The sequence below is a fragment of the Aquimarina megaterium XH134 genome, from assembly GCF_000520975.1.
GTDB lineage: Bacteria > Bacteroidota > Bacteroidia > Flavobacteriales > Flavobacteriaceae > Aquimarina > Aquimarina megaterium.
The window spans coordinates 48,176-64,753 of sequence record NZ_JACB01000026.1 but is presented as its reverse complement, the minus strand read 5'-3'; the positions used below and the strand labels follow the sequence as shown (position 1 = coordinate 64,753).

Here is a 16,578-nt window from a genome sequence, read left to right as displayed (position 1 = left end):
TATAGTCATGTCTCACTTTTGAACATTACTTTTTCCAGTGTTTTAATACTTGATTGATATCTGATCGTACTTCTTTTCGGATTTCTTTTTTACGTTTCCCTTTACCAAACTGATCGTCATAATTAGTTTCGGCATGTCGTATATGAGCTTCTACTGCAAGATCAATCATTTTATCATCAAACTCCTTAGCATTTTCTGTACGTCCCACTCTACCACTATATTTCTCGCATGCATGTTTTGCTATATCAAACTCTCTCTTTGCTGGACAATTAGGATATCGTTTTCTAATAGCGATGGCGAAATTAATAATATATTCTTTGTCTTGTTGTTCTCGTACTATAGCTGCTTTTCTATTTTTTTCTGCACGAATATCCTGATCTTTCTGGCATTCTATTTTTGCTTTCTCTATTGCAATTTCTTCCACCAACTGTCCTTGTCGCTCATAGCGTTTTCGACGCTGATTCCATGCCCATACTACTCCGCACAAGGTAGAATATTTCTTAGATCTACGGGTCATTGCGGCATCTCCTGGCGGCAACAATACATACCCGCCAAACGGAGAACAACTAAAACAGGTGCCTTTGTGTTTCTCGCTTTCTGCTACAAATGATTTCCCGACAAGAATGCGTTTACCACATTGTATACATCGAAGTTTTTCTTTCTTCGTTAAAAATATATTCTGAGAGGTTGTAGCCAAATATCAATTGTTTTAAAAGAAGGCGAAAATACATTTTTTAGTATTGAATTCGTCTCAAAAACATCATCTTTTCCTTATGTATACTCGTTATGATTATTTTTATCTTCTGATATAAAATCCAAAAGTAAATCCTACCGCCTCTGTATAAACATAACTTTGAATAACTGTATCATACTCGATCGGAGCGTTTAATGCTCTCATAAGTTTTATCATTCGATAGAGTTTGGTTCTTGAAATCCCTAATCGTTGTGCAAATTTTTCTGGTGATCCGGTGGCTTGTAAACGAATAAGCTGATCCATTCGTTCTATGATTTTGATATGTTTGATCATACAATCCATATACGTTTCTCTTTATGTGTTATACCAAATAACAATCCTTTCCCTTTCTGTAACAGTGAGATTGTTATGCTAAACTATGTTGTCGTGATATGATTACTGACTCATGTCCTATATATGCACAGTATTGAGAAAAAATATTGATGAATTGTACTACTGTAGTGTGTTGAATTTTTCATGGTGAGTTGTTTTAACCCGGATTATGCAGTAGAACTTCGTTATGAGACTTGAAAGTACCATAAAATATGACAATTTTCTTAGTTTTTGCATAGCATCGCTATGGTTAAACTGAAAAATGTAGTGCAACGGTATATTTTGAAGCAGTTTCAAAGCGTAATAGATTTTCTACTGCATAATCCGGGTTTAAGTTATACTTAAAAATATCACGTAACTTATGGTAATAAAATCATAAATGAGGGAACTCCCCTTTTTGATGAGGGAACTCATTTTTGGTCTATACGTATTATATCATAAATAACAAGAAACACCTGCAATGTTAAGTTTTTGATTTGTAAGAAAAAAAGAAGTACCGGTACTCAAAAAAATGGTACATTGGTAGTAATATATATTGTCAACATGGTAGAACACATAGCATTAAAACTGGCTACCGAAGCTGATCTCTCTGCAATGGTGCAGGTGGGAGATGCCTTGTTTGATTACCCCATAAAAACAAATCGGGCCAAAGAATTTTTAAAGGATCCAAGACACCACATGGTACTAGCCTATGATGGTGCACAAATTGTAGGAATGGCCTCGGGATTTCATTATGTTCACCCCGATAAAGACCCTGTATTCTTTATCGATGAAGTCTCTGTACTGGATGAATATCATAATAGAGGCATCGGACGCAAAGTGACCAGGTATTTATGTGAATATGCAAAACAATTTGACTGTGAAGAAGCCTGGTTGGCAACAGAACATTCTAATATAGCTGCAAGAAAAGCATATGCCGCTGCAGGAGGAATAGAAGACAAAGACCCTATTGTACTTATTAATTTTGAGCTAAAAAAAGATAAATAACACTCCTTTTTACTCTAAGTCTTGTTTTAAGGAAATGTATGATTATCATACCAACTACCTATACTATTTTTACTAACTTTATCCGAATCAAATAGAATCATCAATCAAACCACACAACAATCAAAATCATCATGAAAAAACTCATATTTCTTTTTCCTGTTCTTTCTTTTTTTATTTCTTGTTCTACTACTCCGGAAGCGGTCGTTGCACCAGATCATGTAAAGCTGGTAGAAACCAATCTTAGTCATCCCGTATATATCAAGGGGGATTCGACATGGACCATAGAAGAACGTATGAAACATTACGGGGTTCCGGGAGTAAGCATTGCTGTTATTAAAGATTATAAGATCGATTGGATAAAAAGCTATGGTATCACAGACAAGGAAACAAAATCCCCTGTCACCGATCAAACGCTTTTTCAGGCCGGATCTATTAGTAAACCCGTAGCAGCATATGGGGCATTAACACTTGTAGAACAAGGTAAAATTGATCTCGACAAAGATGTAAATACCTATTTACAGTCCTGGAAATTACCAGACAGTGAATTTACCAAAGAAAAGAAAGTTGCTCTTAAGCACCTTCTTAATCATTCTGGAGGATTAACCGTACATGGTTTTTTAGGATACAGTCCTGATTTGCCTGTACCTACACTAGTACAGGTGTTAAACGGAGAATCCCCGGCCAATTCTGGGGCTATCTTTGTAGATAAAACTCCAGAAAAGAGTTTTCGCTACTCAGGAGGAGGATATACAGTGATGCAACAAATGATGATCGATGTTGCTCAAAAGCCATTTCCACAGCTTATGAATGAATTGGTATTGCAACCCTTACAAATGAGTAATAGTACATATGATCAACCTTTACAAAGTGAACAATTAAAAATGGCTGCAACCGGTTACCTGCCTGATGGTTCTATGACCAAAGGGAAACGACATACCTATCCAGAAATGGCTGCAGCAGGATTATGGACTACCGCAGAAGACCTGGCTAAATTTGCAGTTAATATACAACAGACATTAAAAGGAGAAAGCAAAGCTGCATTATCTCAGGATATGACTACCAAAATGCTAACTCCATTTGTAGAAGATTTTAGTGGATTAGGCATCTTTATAAACAAAATGGAAGACGAAATTTACTTTGGCCACGGGGGTTGGGACGAAGGGTTTTCTAGTGAAATGATAGCGCATAAAGATAAAGGATACGGAGTGGTTGTATTAACCAACTCTAATCATCCTGATTTTATCTCAGAATTGATTCGATCGGTAGCACTTTCCTATTCGTGGGATGGTTTTGTACCAACATATGAAAAAATGGAAATGACCACTACTCAGCTTGAGGAAATTAGTGGTCGATATCGTTTAGGGAATAACAACCTTATCAATATATACCATGCTAACAATCAGCTATTCAAAAAAGATATGGGTGCAGAACCGGTAGCTTTATTTAAGGTATCTGATAGCACGTATATCGGTAGAGAAAACAACCAACCTATTCAGTTTACAACCAATGCAGAAAGTGGGCAACTGAATATGTTACTCATACATCCTATGAAAAAAACAGTTGAATCTACTTTGGTATTGATGAAAGAAGATGAAAGAATTCCTTTTGAGTTTCTTGAAGAAGGTAATTTTGAAGAAGGTCTGAAAGCGTATCAGGAAATAATGAAAACCAATGCAGATGATCCTGCGGTTTCAGAAAATAATCTAAACCGATTAGGATATCGTTTTATGGGTGCCGAAAACTTAAAATTAGCACAAGATATATTTAAAGTTAATATGCTACTCTATCCAGAAAGTTTTAATGTATATGACAGTTATGCTGAAGCCTGTATGAAGATCGGAGAACTGGATCTGGCCATTGAGAACTACAAAAAATCGTATAGCCTCAATGAGAAAAATACGAATGCCTTAAACATGATCAAGGAAATAGAGCAGAAAAAACAAAAGCAAGTCGAATAAAGATTTTGATTATCTACCTATTACAACACTATTCTTGAACTAGTGATAGGTGCAATCAAAAACATGCCACACTAAGTTGTCACACTGAGCTTGTTTACACTGAGCCCTTCGATAAACTCAGGGCAGGCCTGTCGAAGCAGTGTCGAAGCAGTGTCGAAAACTAACCGATTACCTCTGAGCATTGTAACAATACCCAGAGGTAATCGTCCTATACATACACACCAATCCTAAATCATAAATACGTATGAGGTATAGTATAGAAAGGGATACTCAAATGAAAGCTCTGATGTATCACAAATATGGTACGTCTGATGTACTTACCTTTAAAGAAATCCCTGTACCTATTCCCAAAGAAAATGAAGTACTGGTCAAAATTCGTGCAACTGCCATCAACTCATCAGATTGGGAACTCCTGAGGGGAAAACCTTTCTTTGCCCGTATCTGGGGACTTCTAAAACCGAAGTATCACATTCTTGGTTCTGATATTGCCGGACAAGTTGTTAGTATTGGTAAAGGCGTTAGTAAATTTAGGCCTGGTGATGCCGTGTTTGCAGATATATTCGAACAGTGGGGAGGTTTTGCAGAGTATGTATGTGTTCACGAAGATCTATTATTGTTAAAACCAGAGCATATTACATTTGAAGAAGCATCAGCCATACCGCAAGCAGGTGTTGTCGCCCTACAAGGACTTCGTTACAATGGAGAGATTAAACCCGGACAACAAGTTTTGATCAATGGTGCTGGCGGCGGAGCAGGAACGTTTGCGATACAAATCGCCAAATCATTGGGCGCCGAAGTAACTGGTGTAGACAGCGCCAGAAAACTAGACTTGATGAGATCAATCGGTGCAGATCACGTTATTGATTATACCAAAGAAGATTTTACTAAAAATAAACAACAATACGACTTGATTTTTGATATTGTGGGACGTCGTTCGATTTTTGACTTTAAGCGTATTTTAAAACCTAAAGGAGCCTACGTTATGGCAGGCGGTTCTATGTGTAGACTTTTACAGGTTCTCTTTTGCGGTCCTCTGATCTCAAAAACTACGAGTAAGAAAATGGGACTCCTGATGCATAAACAAAATAAAGAAGATATCGGTCATATGCTGAAACTACGTGATGCCGGAAAAGTAGTACCGATTATTGATAGATGTTATCCACTATCCCAGGGCATAGCAGCATTTCAGTATTTTGGAGAAGGACTTGTTCTGGGAAAAACAATTATCACGTCTGAAGCTTAAATTAAAAGAATATATATGAAACGAGAAAAATGGTTTGATAGAAAGTTTGATTTTTCTTTTGAAGAAAATATTTTCCCCTTACTACTCAAAAGATTAGAAGGCGCTCCTTCTGTTCTTGCAAATACGATCGATTCTCTTACAAAAGAACAATTAATCCATAAAAGAAACAGAAAATGGTCGATACAGGAAAACATTGGCCACCTGATCGATTTAGAACCCATCTGGCAAGGAAGACTTAATGATATTATAACCGACAAAATAGAATTGAGGCCTGCCGATCTGCAAAACCAAAAAACAGATTTTGCCCAGCACAATCTAAGAGACAGTAATGATTTACTTAAAGAATTCTTGGCTATTCGTACAGTAACTGTAAACCAACTTCATCAACTTACCGAAAAGGAAATCTATAAACATGCATTGCACCCCAGGTTAAAAACACCAATGCGAACTATGGACCTGTTTCTTTTTGTTGCAGAGCACGATGATCATCACATTGCTGCTATAGAGGAATTAAAAAAAGAATTCTAAGATTAAAAATAAGATATGAGTAGCATTAAAGAAAAGCTATGGTTACAGGTTTTTATCATTTATACCCGGTATATGATCGGTGGGGCATTTGTTTTTGCAAGCCTTATCAAAATCAAAGGAAAACGATTTACATCGATAAGCGGAGCATCGGAGCCTATTGATACTGCCTGGCATTTTTTTGAAACCATGTATCAATCTGGGTTATATTGGAAATTTATTGGCATTGGCCAACTCATCGCAGGAGGTTTGCTCATGACCCAAAGATATGCTAAACTGGGAGCGCTACTTAATCTCCCTATAATCGCCAATGTATTTATAATTACCTTATCCTATTGCTTTGCCTACACACCTGTGATTACAGGGTTAATGCTATTCGCAAATATGCTACTGATTATATGGGATTGGAATGCGCTAAAGGTTATAATCAACCTCCCCCCTATATTTGATAAAAAGAAAAGGTTTGAAAAAGATAAAATCTGGGAAATAACTGGGATCGCCTTATTCCTGTTCACTTTTATCTATAGATTACTAGTTGATGGTTATGACCCTTTCTTTTGGGCAGGAGTTTGTTTTCTGGTGGGTATAACAGGATTAATTATAGGCCTAAAAAGAAGACGAATGTATTATCCCAAAGAGAATACCTTGCAATAATACATTTTCTAAAATGAATTGATCAAACCGAGCCTTTCTGAAGGTTTGTTTACTTATTTTGATGGTTATATAGGTTTAGAAAAGCTCGGTCTGATACTAATAACCTGATTAATATTTCAAAGGGCATAAAAACTGTCAATTCGAGTGAATTTTACGATTAAAATGAGTGAAATTTGTATCGAGAATAGGTTTTTAGCATTGAAATGCTTGTTTTCGATACAAAATTCTTAACAGAATTTCACTCAAACTGACGCATTTCAGATTAATCAAACTCAGGTTAATACATAGCAAACCCGAATTATGTATTAGAAAATCTACTGCACAATCTGGGTTAAAGGTTACTTGAGTCGTTTTTTTATACTACTCATTTTCTTATTTAGTTTTAAAATTTCTTTCATAAGATGAACATTTTCAATTGCTCTGTAAGAATCTGGACCTGGAGGTGGCGGTGGATCTGGTACTCCTCCCGGTGGTAACCCTCCATCAGGTCCATAAAACTGAGGTTTAAATTTAACCAGGATATCAATTAGTAATTGTGGGTCTTTTTCAAGATCAATAATGGGTCCGTGCTTTTTTATTACATCCTTTATAATTTTCTCCTGGTTCTTTACAGAAACAATAAGGTTCTTGTCTCGTATATGAGATATTTTAGAACCTTCGGCTTTTAAGTTTTTGATTTTTTTTGTCATATGCGTTTCAATTTTAGAGTTTTTATCGTATTGCTTTTTGTCTTTCCCAGGTAACCAATGTTGTTTTTTTACCATTAATAATGGGTAAGCCTGCATGCAACATATTATAATTACAATTTCCGTCTGGCAGTAAATTATCCCAGACCAATAATCTTCCTTGTTTTGGTTTGACTTTGATATCTAAATTTTTGAAATGTGTCGCACCTCCTTTTTTAGGTGTATTGAGGTATAACAAATAGGTTTTCTTTCGTTCTCCTGCATAATGCTCTCCCCAGGCTCCACTATCATAGTGATAATCAAACTTACCATGTTTGGCATATTTTGTGGCTTGCCATTGCTCTAGCCTATTCGGTTCTACATCAAATAATGATGTAATATCTTCTTCTATTTTCTTTATCACTCCTATAAGTGTATCTGTAAACAATTCCTGATCTGCACTTTTACTAATCCGGGTGTTGCTAAGATGACTCTTATGTATCCTTGGATCTATTACCGTACTGCGTTTCCAGAAAGAATATTCGAGTTCTTCTAATATTTTGGCACACATCGATGCAGGTACAAAACCATCAATACATATGATTTTATCTTTTTCTAATATCTCAGCTACAGATTGCTTCATTTTCTATACCATTATCATACAACTTAAGATCAATATATTTTTCATACTCAATCACTTTCCTATCAGGGCCAAGTATAGTATTAGAAGTCATGTTTGTTGTATAGATTATTTTCATTTTATGATAAGATATCTCCTCCTGTTTATACCATGAGGTATGATCATCCCAATGTGGTGTTCTTGTTTCTCTATCATATAAATGCCATCCCAAAATAATATGAGGGTGAAACAAATCATATCCATACGTATATGCCCTAAGACTGGTTAATACCTCATCTCCAAAAAAGTAGATCTCTGGATCGAAATGAATTTCATTATTAAAGAAACCATCGGCAAACAAAAAGTGTAATGAGATAAATTGTGCAAGAAGTGGTTTCTTAATTTTTTTCCAATGAGGAATAGGATAACTTGTTAACTTCGTAAGGAGTCCTTTGTCTCGCTCTAAAGGATAGATTTTAAGCGGGTATTTCATTCTTCCATCGGGTTCATTTTCGGGATCATAAGAAGGAAGATATGCTGTGATAATTGGTTTTTTTATACCTTCATCTTTTAAGGCTTTAAACATTTTTATAGTTTCCTCGTCCCAGTTTTTCACAAACCTATGATGAGAATCAAGGTATAAGGTATAGGCTTCATTTTTCCATTGTTTCTGAAGTAAATTACGTGCCCAGTTACAACCTTTACTGTCTTTGTAGTGAATATCAATAATTTCGACATTACCGTAGTCAAAAACTTCTTTTTTAAGTTGTTCTTTATTTCCATGTTGCCATGCAATTACGATTCTTAGTCTCTCGGGATGTTTAGCCATTTTATTAAGGTCAATCACTGTGTTAGACAGTTCTTTATCCCGGTATGCTGGTATTTGTATGTATATCTTTTCGAGCATTATTATTCTCTTTTTAGTTGCAAGTTGTATTGCTATACTTGTCTGTACAACTAAATTTTTATCAAGATACAATGGGTTCGCCTCTCAAAAAAGGGGGATTTACCTATTAATAGTCAGTGATTTACCCTTTTTAAGTATGATCTAATGTGATGTAAGCTTTGAGAGGTTAAGGTAGTGATATACTCTTCTTACGATGAGTTAACCTACTTTTTCAGACCTGATCCAGAATCTATAATTGAATCAAAATATCTACTTAATCATACTACTTCTTTAGTATATTGCAAGTGCATCATTTTTTAACTCAAAAAGACGGTTCGTTTAAGCATTTTTCAAATGATTAGGATTAATCAAGAATTATTAGATTTCTTTTCACAACTATCAGAGTCTTCTGTAAGTACTATGGTAAAAGAGAAGAGATTTATTTCAAAAGAAAAGATTATTATTCAGGGAAAATATGTACCCTCTATATTCATTATAAAAAATGGAGTAGTAAAATGTTATGTAAACGAGGATAATGGCAGAGATTTTATTCAGGAGTTTTTTAGCACTGGTGAAATCCTTGGAGAATTAGAAGTCTTTAATGATATTATTAGTTTTTGTAATGCAGAAGCAATAACAGAAGTTACTGGATATGAGATTGATGCTAAAGATTTCTATACCCTATTAGAAAATCACCCAAAACTTAATTTACTACTTTTAAAAGCATTAGCCAATAAAGTAAGAGATACTGCAATTAGAGCCTCTCAACAACAATCATATCCTATTGCTTATAATCTTAAAAAATTAATGAAATTTTCTTCTAATGAAGCCATGGCTTTTTCTAAACAAGATCTAGCTGATTATTTAGGAATAACACTACGCAGTCTTAATAGAGCTCTACATGAGATATCTTAATATAGTTAGTATATTTGATGAAATTATGAGAATCCTGTATAGAAACCAATGTATCATCAAAGGTAAACACAAGTATTAAATTATTAAATGGATAACTACGCTATTCTTAGCATTATAAGCCTGATGATTGTTTTTATATCGTCGCTTTTTGCCATCTTCTTACTAACTGTAAAAACAAAAAACAAAACCAGTAATCGGCTTATTGCTGCTTTTCTTATACTCGTAGCCATCGATATCAGCTCTTTTTTCTATCATCGGTTTATAGATATGCCTCTAACGCTAGAAATGATACGTATGGATCTTCCATTTTTTTCTAGTCCGGTACTTTATCTTTTTGTCTTATCGGTTATCTATATAGATTTTAAGCTGAAACCAAAACATTTGCTACATGGTCTTCCTTTTGTGATAAATACCTTGATATTAATTCCCAGATTTTATTTGGCAAACCAAGAAGCCAAGCTTTCTTTTATGAATAATTATTTGCTGACTCCAGAATCCATTTCCACTTTGATTATTGGTCATATTCAGGTTATAGCATATATTATTGCCATTTTTGTCATTCTAAAAAAATCTAAGAAGGTAATGCTGGAAAACTACTCTAATGCAACCACAGCAAAACATAAATGGTTGTTTCAGTTAAACGTTATTTCTAGCTTTATCTTTGTTGTTAGTACTTCTAAAACGATATTTAAGTTTTTCAATGATGATTTCCAAACCATAAATATTGCCAGAATTATTGTTGTGTTTCTGGTTCTATGCTTTATATGTTGGTTAATTTTAAAAGCATTGTATGATCCGGGAATTTTTAGAGGAATTGATTCTAAATTACTCCCGGTAGAAAATATGATCACAAAAAACGAGACCGTGATCAATCTTCCTGATGATAAAGAGGTTCAAGATCAAATACAGCAATTAAGAACACATATGATCGAGCAAAAGCCTTATCTGAATCCCACACTTACAATACAAAACTTGGCAGATGATCTACAATTGCCTGTTAGAGAAGTATCAATTCTGATCAACCATCATCTGGATCAGCATTTTTTTGATTTTGTAAATGAATATCGTATACAACATGCGATGGATATTTTAAAAGATCCTGCCAAAAAACAGGTAACTGTTCTCGAAATCTTGTACGAAGTAGGTTTTAATTCTAAATCTTCTTTCAATACTTCTTTTAAAAAATACGCTGGCACCACCCCTACTCAATACAGAAAAAACAACTCATAATCAGGTATTTGTAAAAAGTCGAACGTTTGGCTGTAAAAAGTCGAACTCATTTTTGGTGATCAAAAGCGTTCGATTATTTTAATCGGTCGCACAGGTTGTATTCAAAAATGATATTTGCCTCATAATTAATCTTAAATATAAAATTGTGATGCGATCTATCTTTATTTCTTTATTGTTTTTATGTCCCTTCTTATGCTTTTCTCAACTAGAAATCAAAGGAACGGTAATTAGTAAAACAGAAACCATAGCTTTTGCTAATGTTATTTTATCAACTCCAGGATCTGATGGAGCAGTAATTACGGGAGCAATTACTGATGAAAACGGAAACTTTACAATATCTGCAAAAGAAGGAACCTATATTCTGGCAATACGCTTTATGGGATATACCGAATGGCAACAAGATATTGTATTAAATAACACTGTGGATTTAGGTACTATTACCCTCGAAAGCAGTACTACCAGTCTTGACGAAGTGGTGATTACCAAAACCAAAAAAGTAATTGAACGTAAACCCGACCGTCTGGTGTTTAATGTAGAAAATAGTATTGCAGCGAGTGGCGGAGATGCTTTAGATGCCCTTAAGATAGCACCAGGGGTTACGGTTCAGAATAATACTTTGAGTATGATTGGTAGAGGTGCATCGCGTGTAATGGTAGACGGAAGGATATTACAGTTATCTGGAGAAGAACTGATAGACTTTTTAAATGGTATAGCAGCAAGTGATATTAAGAAAATAGAAATCATTACGAACCCACCAGCCAAATATGAAGCTGCCGGAAATGGTGGACTTATTAATATTGTTTACAAAAAAGGAGCACGTAACTCTTGGAAAAATACCACTACCCTGGCTTACAATCAGAATACATACAATTTTACTACGCTTCGTAACAACTTTTTCTACAACAAAAACAAACTACGATTTTCTGTAACTGCCAATGGTACTAAAGGGAATATAAGAGAAATCGAAGAAGTAGATGTGTATTACCCTAATGGTCCATGGGTGTTGGATATGGATAATAAAGCAAATAAAGACAATATATCAGGTCGTTTATCAATAGATTATGACATTACCGATAATATTATAGTAGGTGCACAATACCTGGGTAATCAAAATACTCCCGATAATACTGTACAATCAACTACTCAAATTTTTAATGCAACCAACCAACTGGATTCAATATTGGATAATACAGGTTTTTTTGATAGAAAGGTAAAAAGCCACCTGTATAACCTACACATGATTACTACATTAGATACCCTGGACAGAAAGATTTCTTTTGATATTGATTATTTTGATTATGATAATACTCTGAAACAAGACAATGTAGTAAATACGTTATTACCAAACGGTGAATTTGTTGGGATTAACTATGCTGCTATGAATCTATCAGATCAACGTATTGATAATTTTAGTGCAAAAATAGATGTCGAGCACCCTTTTCCTTCTGTTAATTTATCATATGGTGGTAAACTTAGTTTTATCAAAACCATAAATGGATTACAAAACTTTATAACAGAAACTGGTACTCCGGTTTTTGACCCTATATCTTCCAACCAATTTGAATACACAGAAAATATTCAGGCATTATATGTAAATGCTTCTAAAAAGATCAATGACAAATGGGAGTTTCAACTGGGGTTACGAGTAGAAAACACACTTACAGAAGGCTTCTCAGAAACCCTAAACCAAACCAATACAAACGAATACTTAAAGTTTTTTCCGACAGCCTATATATCGTATCAAAAAAATGATAATAACGTATTTTCGCTCAATTACGGAAGACGTATTAACCGACCAGGTTTTAGAAATTTAAATCCATTCAGGATATATGTTAATAGCAATAGTTTCTCTGAAGGAAATCCATTTTTACAACCATCATTTACAGACACTTTCGAATTTAATCATACCTACAACAATACATTAACTACCAATGCTTTCCTTAATATTACCACTGATGGTTTTGGTACTATTTTTACAGCAGATCAGGAGACCGAAGTACAGGCAGTAATACGAGAAAACTATTATAAAAGTTATAATTGGGGAATTGGTGAAACCTTCTCATTTAGCACACTACCGTGGTGGAAAAGCCAGAACCAGGTATATGTTCTTGGATACAAAACTGTCATTGATGACGCGATAAACGCTAATGCCGAGGATGGGTTTCAGCTTCATCTATCTACGAACAATACCTTTACATTAAGTAAAACCACCAAATTGCAGCTTAACTTTGTATATAATTCTCCGCATAAAGCAAACTTGTTTGACATTAGTGAAACCTACAATCTTAATTTAGCACTAAAACAAAGCATGTTTAAAGATAAACTACAGCTTTCAGTATTGGTAAATGATATATTAGATACATCGAGTTATAGTAGATTAGCTTCTGTAGTAAATGGTATAGAAACAGTATATGCCCAAAATTATAGCCCTCGATTTGCCAGAATATCACTATCCTACACATTTGGAAATAATAAGATAAAAGGTAAGCAAAGAGGTTTTGGAAATGATGAGGAAAGAAATAGAAGTAACTAATGAGCACATCTTCCTATCGCACCATTTTTCATCAACTCATTCAAAATCAATAATGTTGTTGGATCTCCATGTTGCGCTAAACGATTGATGACTTCTTCAAGATGCTTACTGTTCTTTACATGAAACTTCATAATTAAACAGTCTTTACCGGTGACTCTGGTGCATTCTACCATTTCAGGATACGCATCCGCATCCAGTGCATCGGTAAACGACTGAAAATTGATTCTATTTACACTCATCATAATGAATGCAGAAAGAGACCATCCTAGTTTAGCAGGGTTTACCTGTGTCGTATATCCTGTGATCACTTCTGTATCTTCTAAACGTTGTACACGCTCTGCCACGGCAGATGGAGAAAGCCCCACTACTCTACCTATGTGTGCAAATGGCAAACGTGCATTTTCCTGTAAGAGCTCTAAAATCTTCCAGTCTAAATCGTCTTTCACCATAATCGTCGGTTTTTGTTTATAATTAAGATATATTCTCCAGAAAAAACAAAGATAAACCAATGATTTGTTTTCTAAGTCTCCTTTGTTTGGTATAATTTTGAATCAAAATCTAATACAATCCTATGTTTGGCATTCTTAATTTTGGAACCTTTATTTTAGCAGGAATACTGCTTAACCTCACGCCTGGAGCAGATACTATATATATTTTAGGACGTAGCATTTCGCAAGGAAAAAAATCTGGGGTGATTTCTGCTCTGGGGATTTCTTCGGGAGCTCTTTTACATTGTATTTTTGCAGCACTTGGGTTATCTATTCTATTAGCAAAATCTGCTACTGCATTTAGTATCGTTAAATATGCTGGTGCTGCTTACCTAATGTATTTAGGAATTAAATCATTATTAACAAAATCAACAGTTATTGCTGAAGTAATTAAAGAAAAAGAAACAGCAAAAAACTACAAAAAAGTATATATCTCGGGGGTTTTAACCAACCTACTTAATCCAAAAGTTGCACTCTTTTTTTTGGCTTTCTTACCACAATTTATTAATCCGGATTACGCTAAAAGTGCCATCCCTTTCTTAATTCTGGGGTTAACTTTTGTGACTACAGGCACAATATGGTGCATGATACTGGCTTTCTTTTCTGCTAAGTTCGCTAACAAGATCAGAGAGAATAGTAAAGTGAAGTTTTGGATGGATAAAACTACTGGGGTTCTCTTTATTTTACTAGGAATCAAATTAGCCTTAAGTAAAAAATAATACTTCAAATAAGTGTTAAAACCTTACGTAACAGAATGTAAACAATTCTTAATAAACAATTAAAAACAATTAAAAAAAACAAAAAAAAGTAGGGTTTCGTATAAGTTAATCGTTATAATTAAGAGAAAGTAATTGGCTTTTGAGAATAAAGTTGGATATGTTGTTTTCTCATAAAAACATATAGAATAATTGATAGGTGAAATCATAATTATCAATTACCACGCAAATCATTAACAATCACTACCTTATACAGGATTCAATTGTTGATTTAAAAAGAAATATTATGAAAAGAATATCAAAATTAGCAAGTATTGTACTAATTTCATCCTTGCTATGGTTTTGTTCGGGAGATGATGATACTACAAATCCTGGTACAGATGAACCTGTAGAAGCGACAAAAATATTGGTAGAAACCTTAAGCGTTCCTTGGGAGCTAATTTGGGGTCCTGATAATTTCTTGTGGGTAACCGAACGTAATGGAAAAATTAGCAGGATAAATCCTGACAGCGGAGAGCAACAATTGGTATATACGATTCCTAATGTATCTCAAGTTGGAGAAAGTGGGTTATTAGGTATGGTACTTCACCCCAATTTTGATACCAATCCATATGTATACGTTGTATATACCTATAACGGGGGAAGTGGCTTATTGGAACGATTGGTTCAGTTTACATATGCAAATAACACCTTGTCTAACGAAACTGTACTTATCGATCAAATTCCCGCCAACTCTAATCACGATGGTTCTCGGTTATTGATCACACCAGATATGCATCTATTTATGACTACAGGCGATGCTGGTAATACCAACCTTTCTCAGGATATGAATTCTCTGGGAGGTAAAACACTAAGATTAAACTTAGATGGTAGTATCCCTGCCGATAATCCTTTTGCGAGTAGTTATATCTATAGTTTAGGGCATAGAAATGCACAAGGACTGGTATTGCATCCTAATGGTAAATTATATAGTTCTGAGCATGGACCCAGTTCTGATGATGAAATAAATATCATACAATCTGGTAAAAATTATGGATGGCCTGCTGTAAAAGGTAAAATAGATACTCCCAACGAACAGACTTTTGCAGCGAGTACAGAGGTTATCGAATCCATTTTTGAATGGACACCCACCATTGCTCCTTCTGATCTGGTCTATTATACGGGTAATCGAATTCCTGAATGGACTAATAAACTACTGATGACAGTGTTAAAAGATCAAAGAATAATTGCGCTTACTCTAAACAGTGACGGAACTGCAATTACCAATGAGGAAATATTCTTTAATGGACAGTTTGGTCGTCTGAGAGATATCGCTATTTCTCCTCAGGGACGTGTTTTTATCGCTACCAACGGAAATTCGTATGGGGATACCAGTAATACACATCGTATTATCGAGATTAATAAAATTGAAAAGTAACTCCTCAAAAAATATAATCCTAAATCCTATTTATTTATGAGTGTTCTGTAATTACACTTCTTATGAAATTTATATACAGGTATTAGTTTTCTCACATAAAATTAAATACATTATGTATAGTAATAATACGCTATAATTAGTTTTGTTTTTCTCTGAATTGAGAACAGATTTTGCATCTATTTGACTTTTTTCATTTTCTTCATTATGGCTACCCCATAAAAAGTGTAGAACAAACCTAGAAAGGAACTCCCGAAATAAGTATAATCCAACAAATACAATCACATATGCAGACATTCAAACAACTGGTTAAGAATTAATTAACATTGCTTTGTTATTAATTGATTAAATGTTAAATTTTTTATGAATAAACATGAGAAAATTTATAAAACTAAGATATCTTTGAACCAGTAAAAAGTAAAGTTGAAACTTCATAATTAGTATAAGTTGAGTTTGTGTTAAATACCGATTATGTTTCAATTTAGGCCCTCTATAGGAGTAGTTAACCTAGAGGGCCGCTTTCTATTAAACACCTATTTATTAGTTATTTACAACTAAAATAAACAAAAATCTACAAAGACATATTTTTTTGTAGGATTTGTTGTATTCCGACACAAGTTTTTTCTTACCAAAGGTAAAAAAACAGGGTTAAATAAAAGCCTGTGATAGGTACTTTATC

16 protein-coding genes are annotated in these 16,578 nt (G+C 34.4%); 10 read left to right on the top strand and 6 right to left on the bottom strand.

Annotation, left to right across the window (positions count from 1 at the left end; genetic code table 11):
• Window positions 1-25: 25 nt before the first annotated feature.
• Together Z053_RS0113950 and Z053_RS0113945 are read right to left on the bottom strand one after the other, a co-directional pair.
• Window positions 26-697 (bottom strand): DUF2293 domain-containing protein, encoded by a 672-nt coding sequence (locus Z053_RS0113950; RefSeq protein WP_025665627.1) that lies wholly within the window; start codon window positions 695-697, stop codon window positions 26-28.
• Window positions 698-796: 99 nt separating this feature from the next.
• Complete coding sequence (locus tag Z053_RS0113945; RefSeq protein ID WP_035096159.1) at window positions 797-1,036, bottom strand: HTH domain-containing protein; 240 nt, start codon at window positions 1,034-1,036, stop codon at window positions 797-799.
• 573 nt (window positions 1,037-1,609) lie between these two features.
• Here Z053_RS0113945 and Z053_RS28540 point away from each other — a divergent pair.
• From Z053_RS28540 to Z053_RS0113920, 5 genes are all read left to right on the top strand, one after another.
• Window positions 1,610-2,053 carry a GNAT family N-acetyltransferase gene (locus Z053_RS28540; RefSeq protein WP_152538313.1) on the top strand — a complete coding sequence of 148 codons (444 nt, stop codon included), beginning with the start codon at window positions 1,610-1,612 and terminating at the stop codon, window positions 2,051-2,053.
• Window positions 2,054-2,184: 131 nt separating this feature from the next.
• Complete coding sequence (locus tag Z053_RS30135) at window positions 2,185-4,011, top strand: serine hydrolase (protein ID WP_025665624.1); 1,827 nt, start codon at window positions 2,185-2,187, stop codon at window positions 4,009-4,011.
• A gap of 244 nt (window positions 4,012-4,255) precedes the next feature.
• Entirely contained in the window at window positions 4,256-5,254 is a 999-nt protein-coding gene (locus Z053_RS0113930; RefSeq protein ID WP_241459831.1) for an NAD(P)-dependent alcohol dehydrogenase, read from the top strand.
• A 15-nt stretch (window positions 5,255-5,269) separates the two neighbouring features.
• The gene (locus Z053_RS0113925) at window positions 5,270-5,782 is read left to right on the top strand and encodes a DinB family protein (RefSeq protein WP_025665622.1); all 513 of its coding nucleotides are present in this window, start codon (window positions 5,270-5,272) and stop codon (window positions 5,780-5,782) included.
• A gap of 15 nt (window positions 5,783-5,797) precedes the next feature.
• On the top strand, window positions 5,798-6,433 hold the full coding sequence (locus Z053_RS0113920) for a hypothetical protein (RefSeq protein WP_035096157.1): 636 nt from the start codon (window positions 5,798-5,800) through the stop codon (window positions 6,431-6,433).
• A gap of 338 nt (window positions 6,434-6,771) precedes the next feature.
• Here the strand turns inward: Z053_RS0113920 and Z053_RS0113915 are convergent, their stop codons facing one another.
• Genes Z053_RS0113915 through Z053_RS0113905 form a run of 3 tightly spaced genes read right to left on the bottom strand, consistent with a single transcriptional unit; the run spans window position 6,772 to window position 8,624 of the window.
• The gene (locus Z053_RS0113915) at window positions 6,772-7,122 is read right to left on the bottom strand and encodes a hypothetical protein (protein WP_152538312.1); all 351 of its coding nucleotides are present in this window, start codon (window positions 7,120-7,122) and stop codon (window positions 6,772-6,774) included.
• A gap of 22 nt (window positions 7,123-7,144) precedes the next feature.
• Window positions 7,145-7,741 carry a prolyl hydroxylase family protein gene (locus Z053_RS30130; protein WP_025665619.1) on the bottom strand — a complete coding sequence of 199 codons (597 nt, stop codon included), beginning with the start codon at window positions 7,739-7,741 and terminating at the stop codon, window positions 7,145-7,147.
• The gene (locus Z053_RS0113905) at window positions 7,722-8,624 is read right to left on the bottom strand and encodes a GlcNAc-transferase family protein (protein ID WP_035096155.1); all 903 of its coding nucleotides are present in this window, start codon (window positions 8,622-8,624) and stop codon (window positions 7,722-7,724) included. The genes Z053_RS30130 and Z053_RS0113905 overlap by 20 nt, the downstream gene beginning before the upstream one ends.
• Window positions 8,625-8,957: 333 nt before the next feature.
• On the opposite strand from Z053_RS0113905, the gene Z053_RS0113900 reads away from it, so the two are divergent.
• The 3 genes from Z053_RS0113900 to Z053_RS0113890 all read left to right on the top strand — a co-directional run bounded on the left by Z053_RS0113900 (window position 8,958) and on the right by Z053_RS0113890 (window position 13,281).
• A complete protein-coding gene (locus tag Z053_RS0113900; RefSeq protein WP_025665617.1) occupies window positions 8,958-9,518 on the top strand; it encodes a Crp/Fnr family transcriptional regulator in 561 nt (186 codons plus the stop codon).
• Window positions 9,519-9,605: 87 nt separating this feature from the next.
• Window positions 9,606-10,748 carry a helix-turn-helix domain-containing protein gene (locus tag Z053_RS0113895; protein ID WP_025665616.1) on the top strand — a complete coding sequence of 381 codons (1,143 nt, stop codon included), beginning with the start codon at window positions 9,606-9,608 and terminating at the stop codon, window positions 10,746-10,748.
• A gap of 148 nt (window positions 10,749-10,896) precedes the next feature.
• Window positions 10,897-13,281: a TonB-dependent receptor domain-containing protein gene (locus tag Z053_RS0113890; protein WP_025665615.1), complete on the top strand. Its 2,385-nt coding sequence runs from the start codon at window positions 10,897-10,899 to the stop codon at window positions 13,279-13,281.
• Here the strand turns inward: Z053_RS0113890 and Z053_RS0113885 are convergent.
• Window positions 13,278-13,730, bottom strand: a complete 453-nt coding sequence (locus Z053_RS0113885) for an Lrp/AsnC family transcriptional regulator (RefSeq protein WP_025665614.1) — start codon at window positions 13,728-13,730, stop codon at window positions 13,278-13,280. The two genes, Z053_RS0113890 and Z053_RS0113885, sit on opposite strands and share 4 nt — an antisense overlap.
• A 122-nt stretch (window positions 13,731-13,852) precedes the next feature.
• Here Z053_RS0113885 and Z053_RS0113880 point away from each other — a divergent pair, with 122 nt between their 5' ends.
• Both Z053_RS0113880 and Z053_RS0113875 read left to right on the top strand, forming a co-directional pair.
• Window positions 13,853-14,488: a LysE family translocator gene (locus Z053_RS0113880; RefSeq protein WP_025665613.1), complete on the top strand. Its 636-nt coding sequence runs from the start codon at window positions 13,853-13,855 to the stop codon at window positions 14,486-14,488.
• 283 nt (window positions 14,489-14,771) lie between these two features.
• Window positions 14,772-15,902, top strand: coding sequence for a PQQ-dependent sugar dehydrogenase (locus Z053_RS0113875; protein WP_025665612.1), 1,131 nt, complete (start codon window positions 14,772-14,774; stop codon window positions 15,900-15,902).
• The last annotated feature ends 676 nt before the right edge of the window (window positions 15,903-16,578 follow it).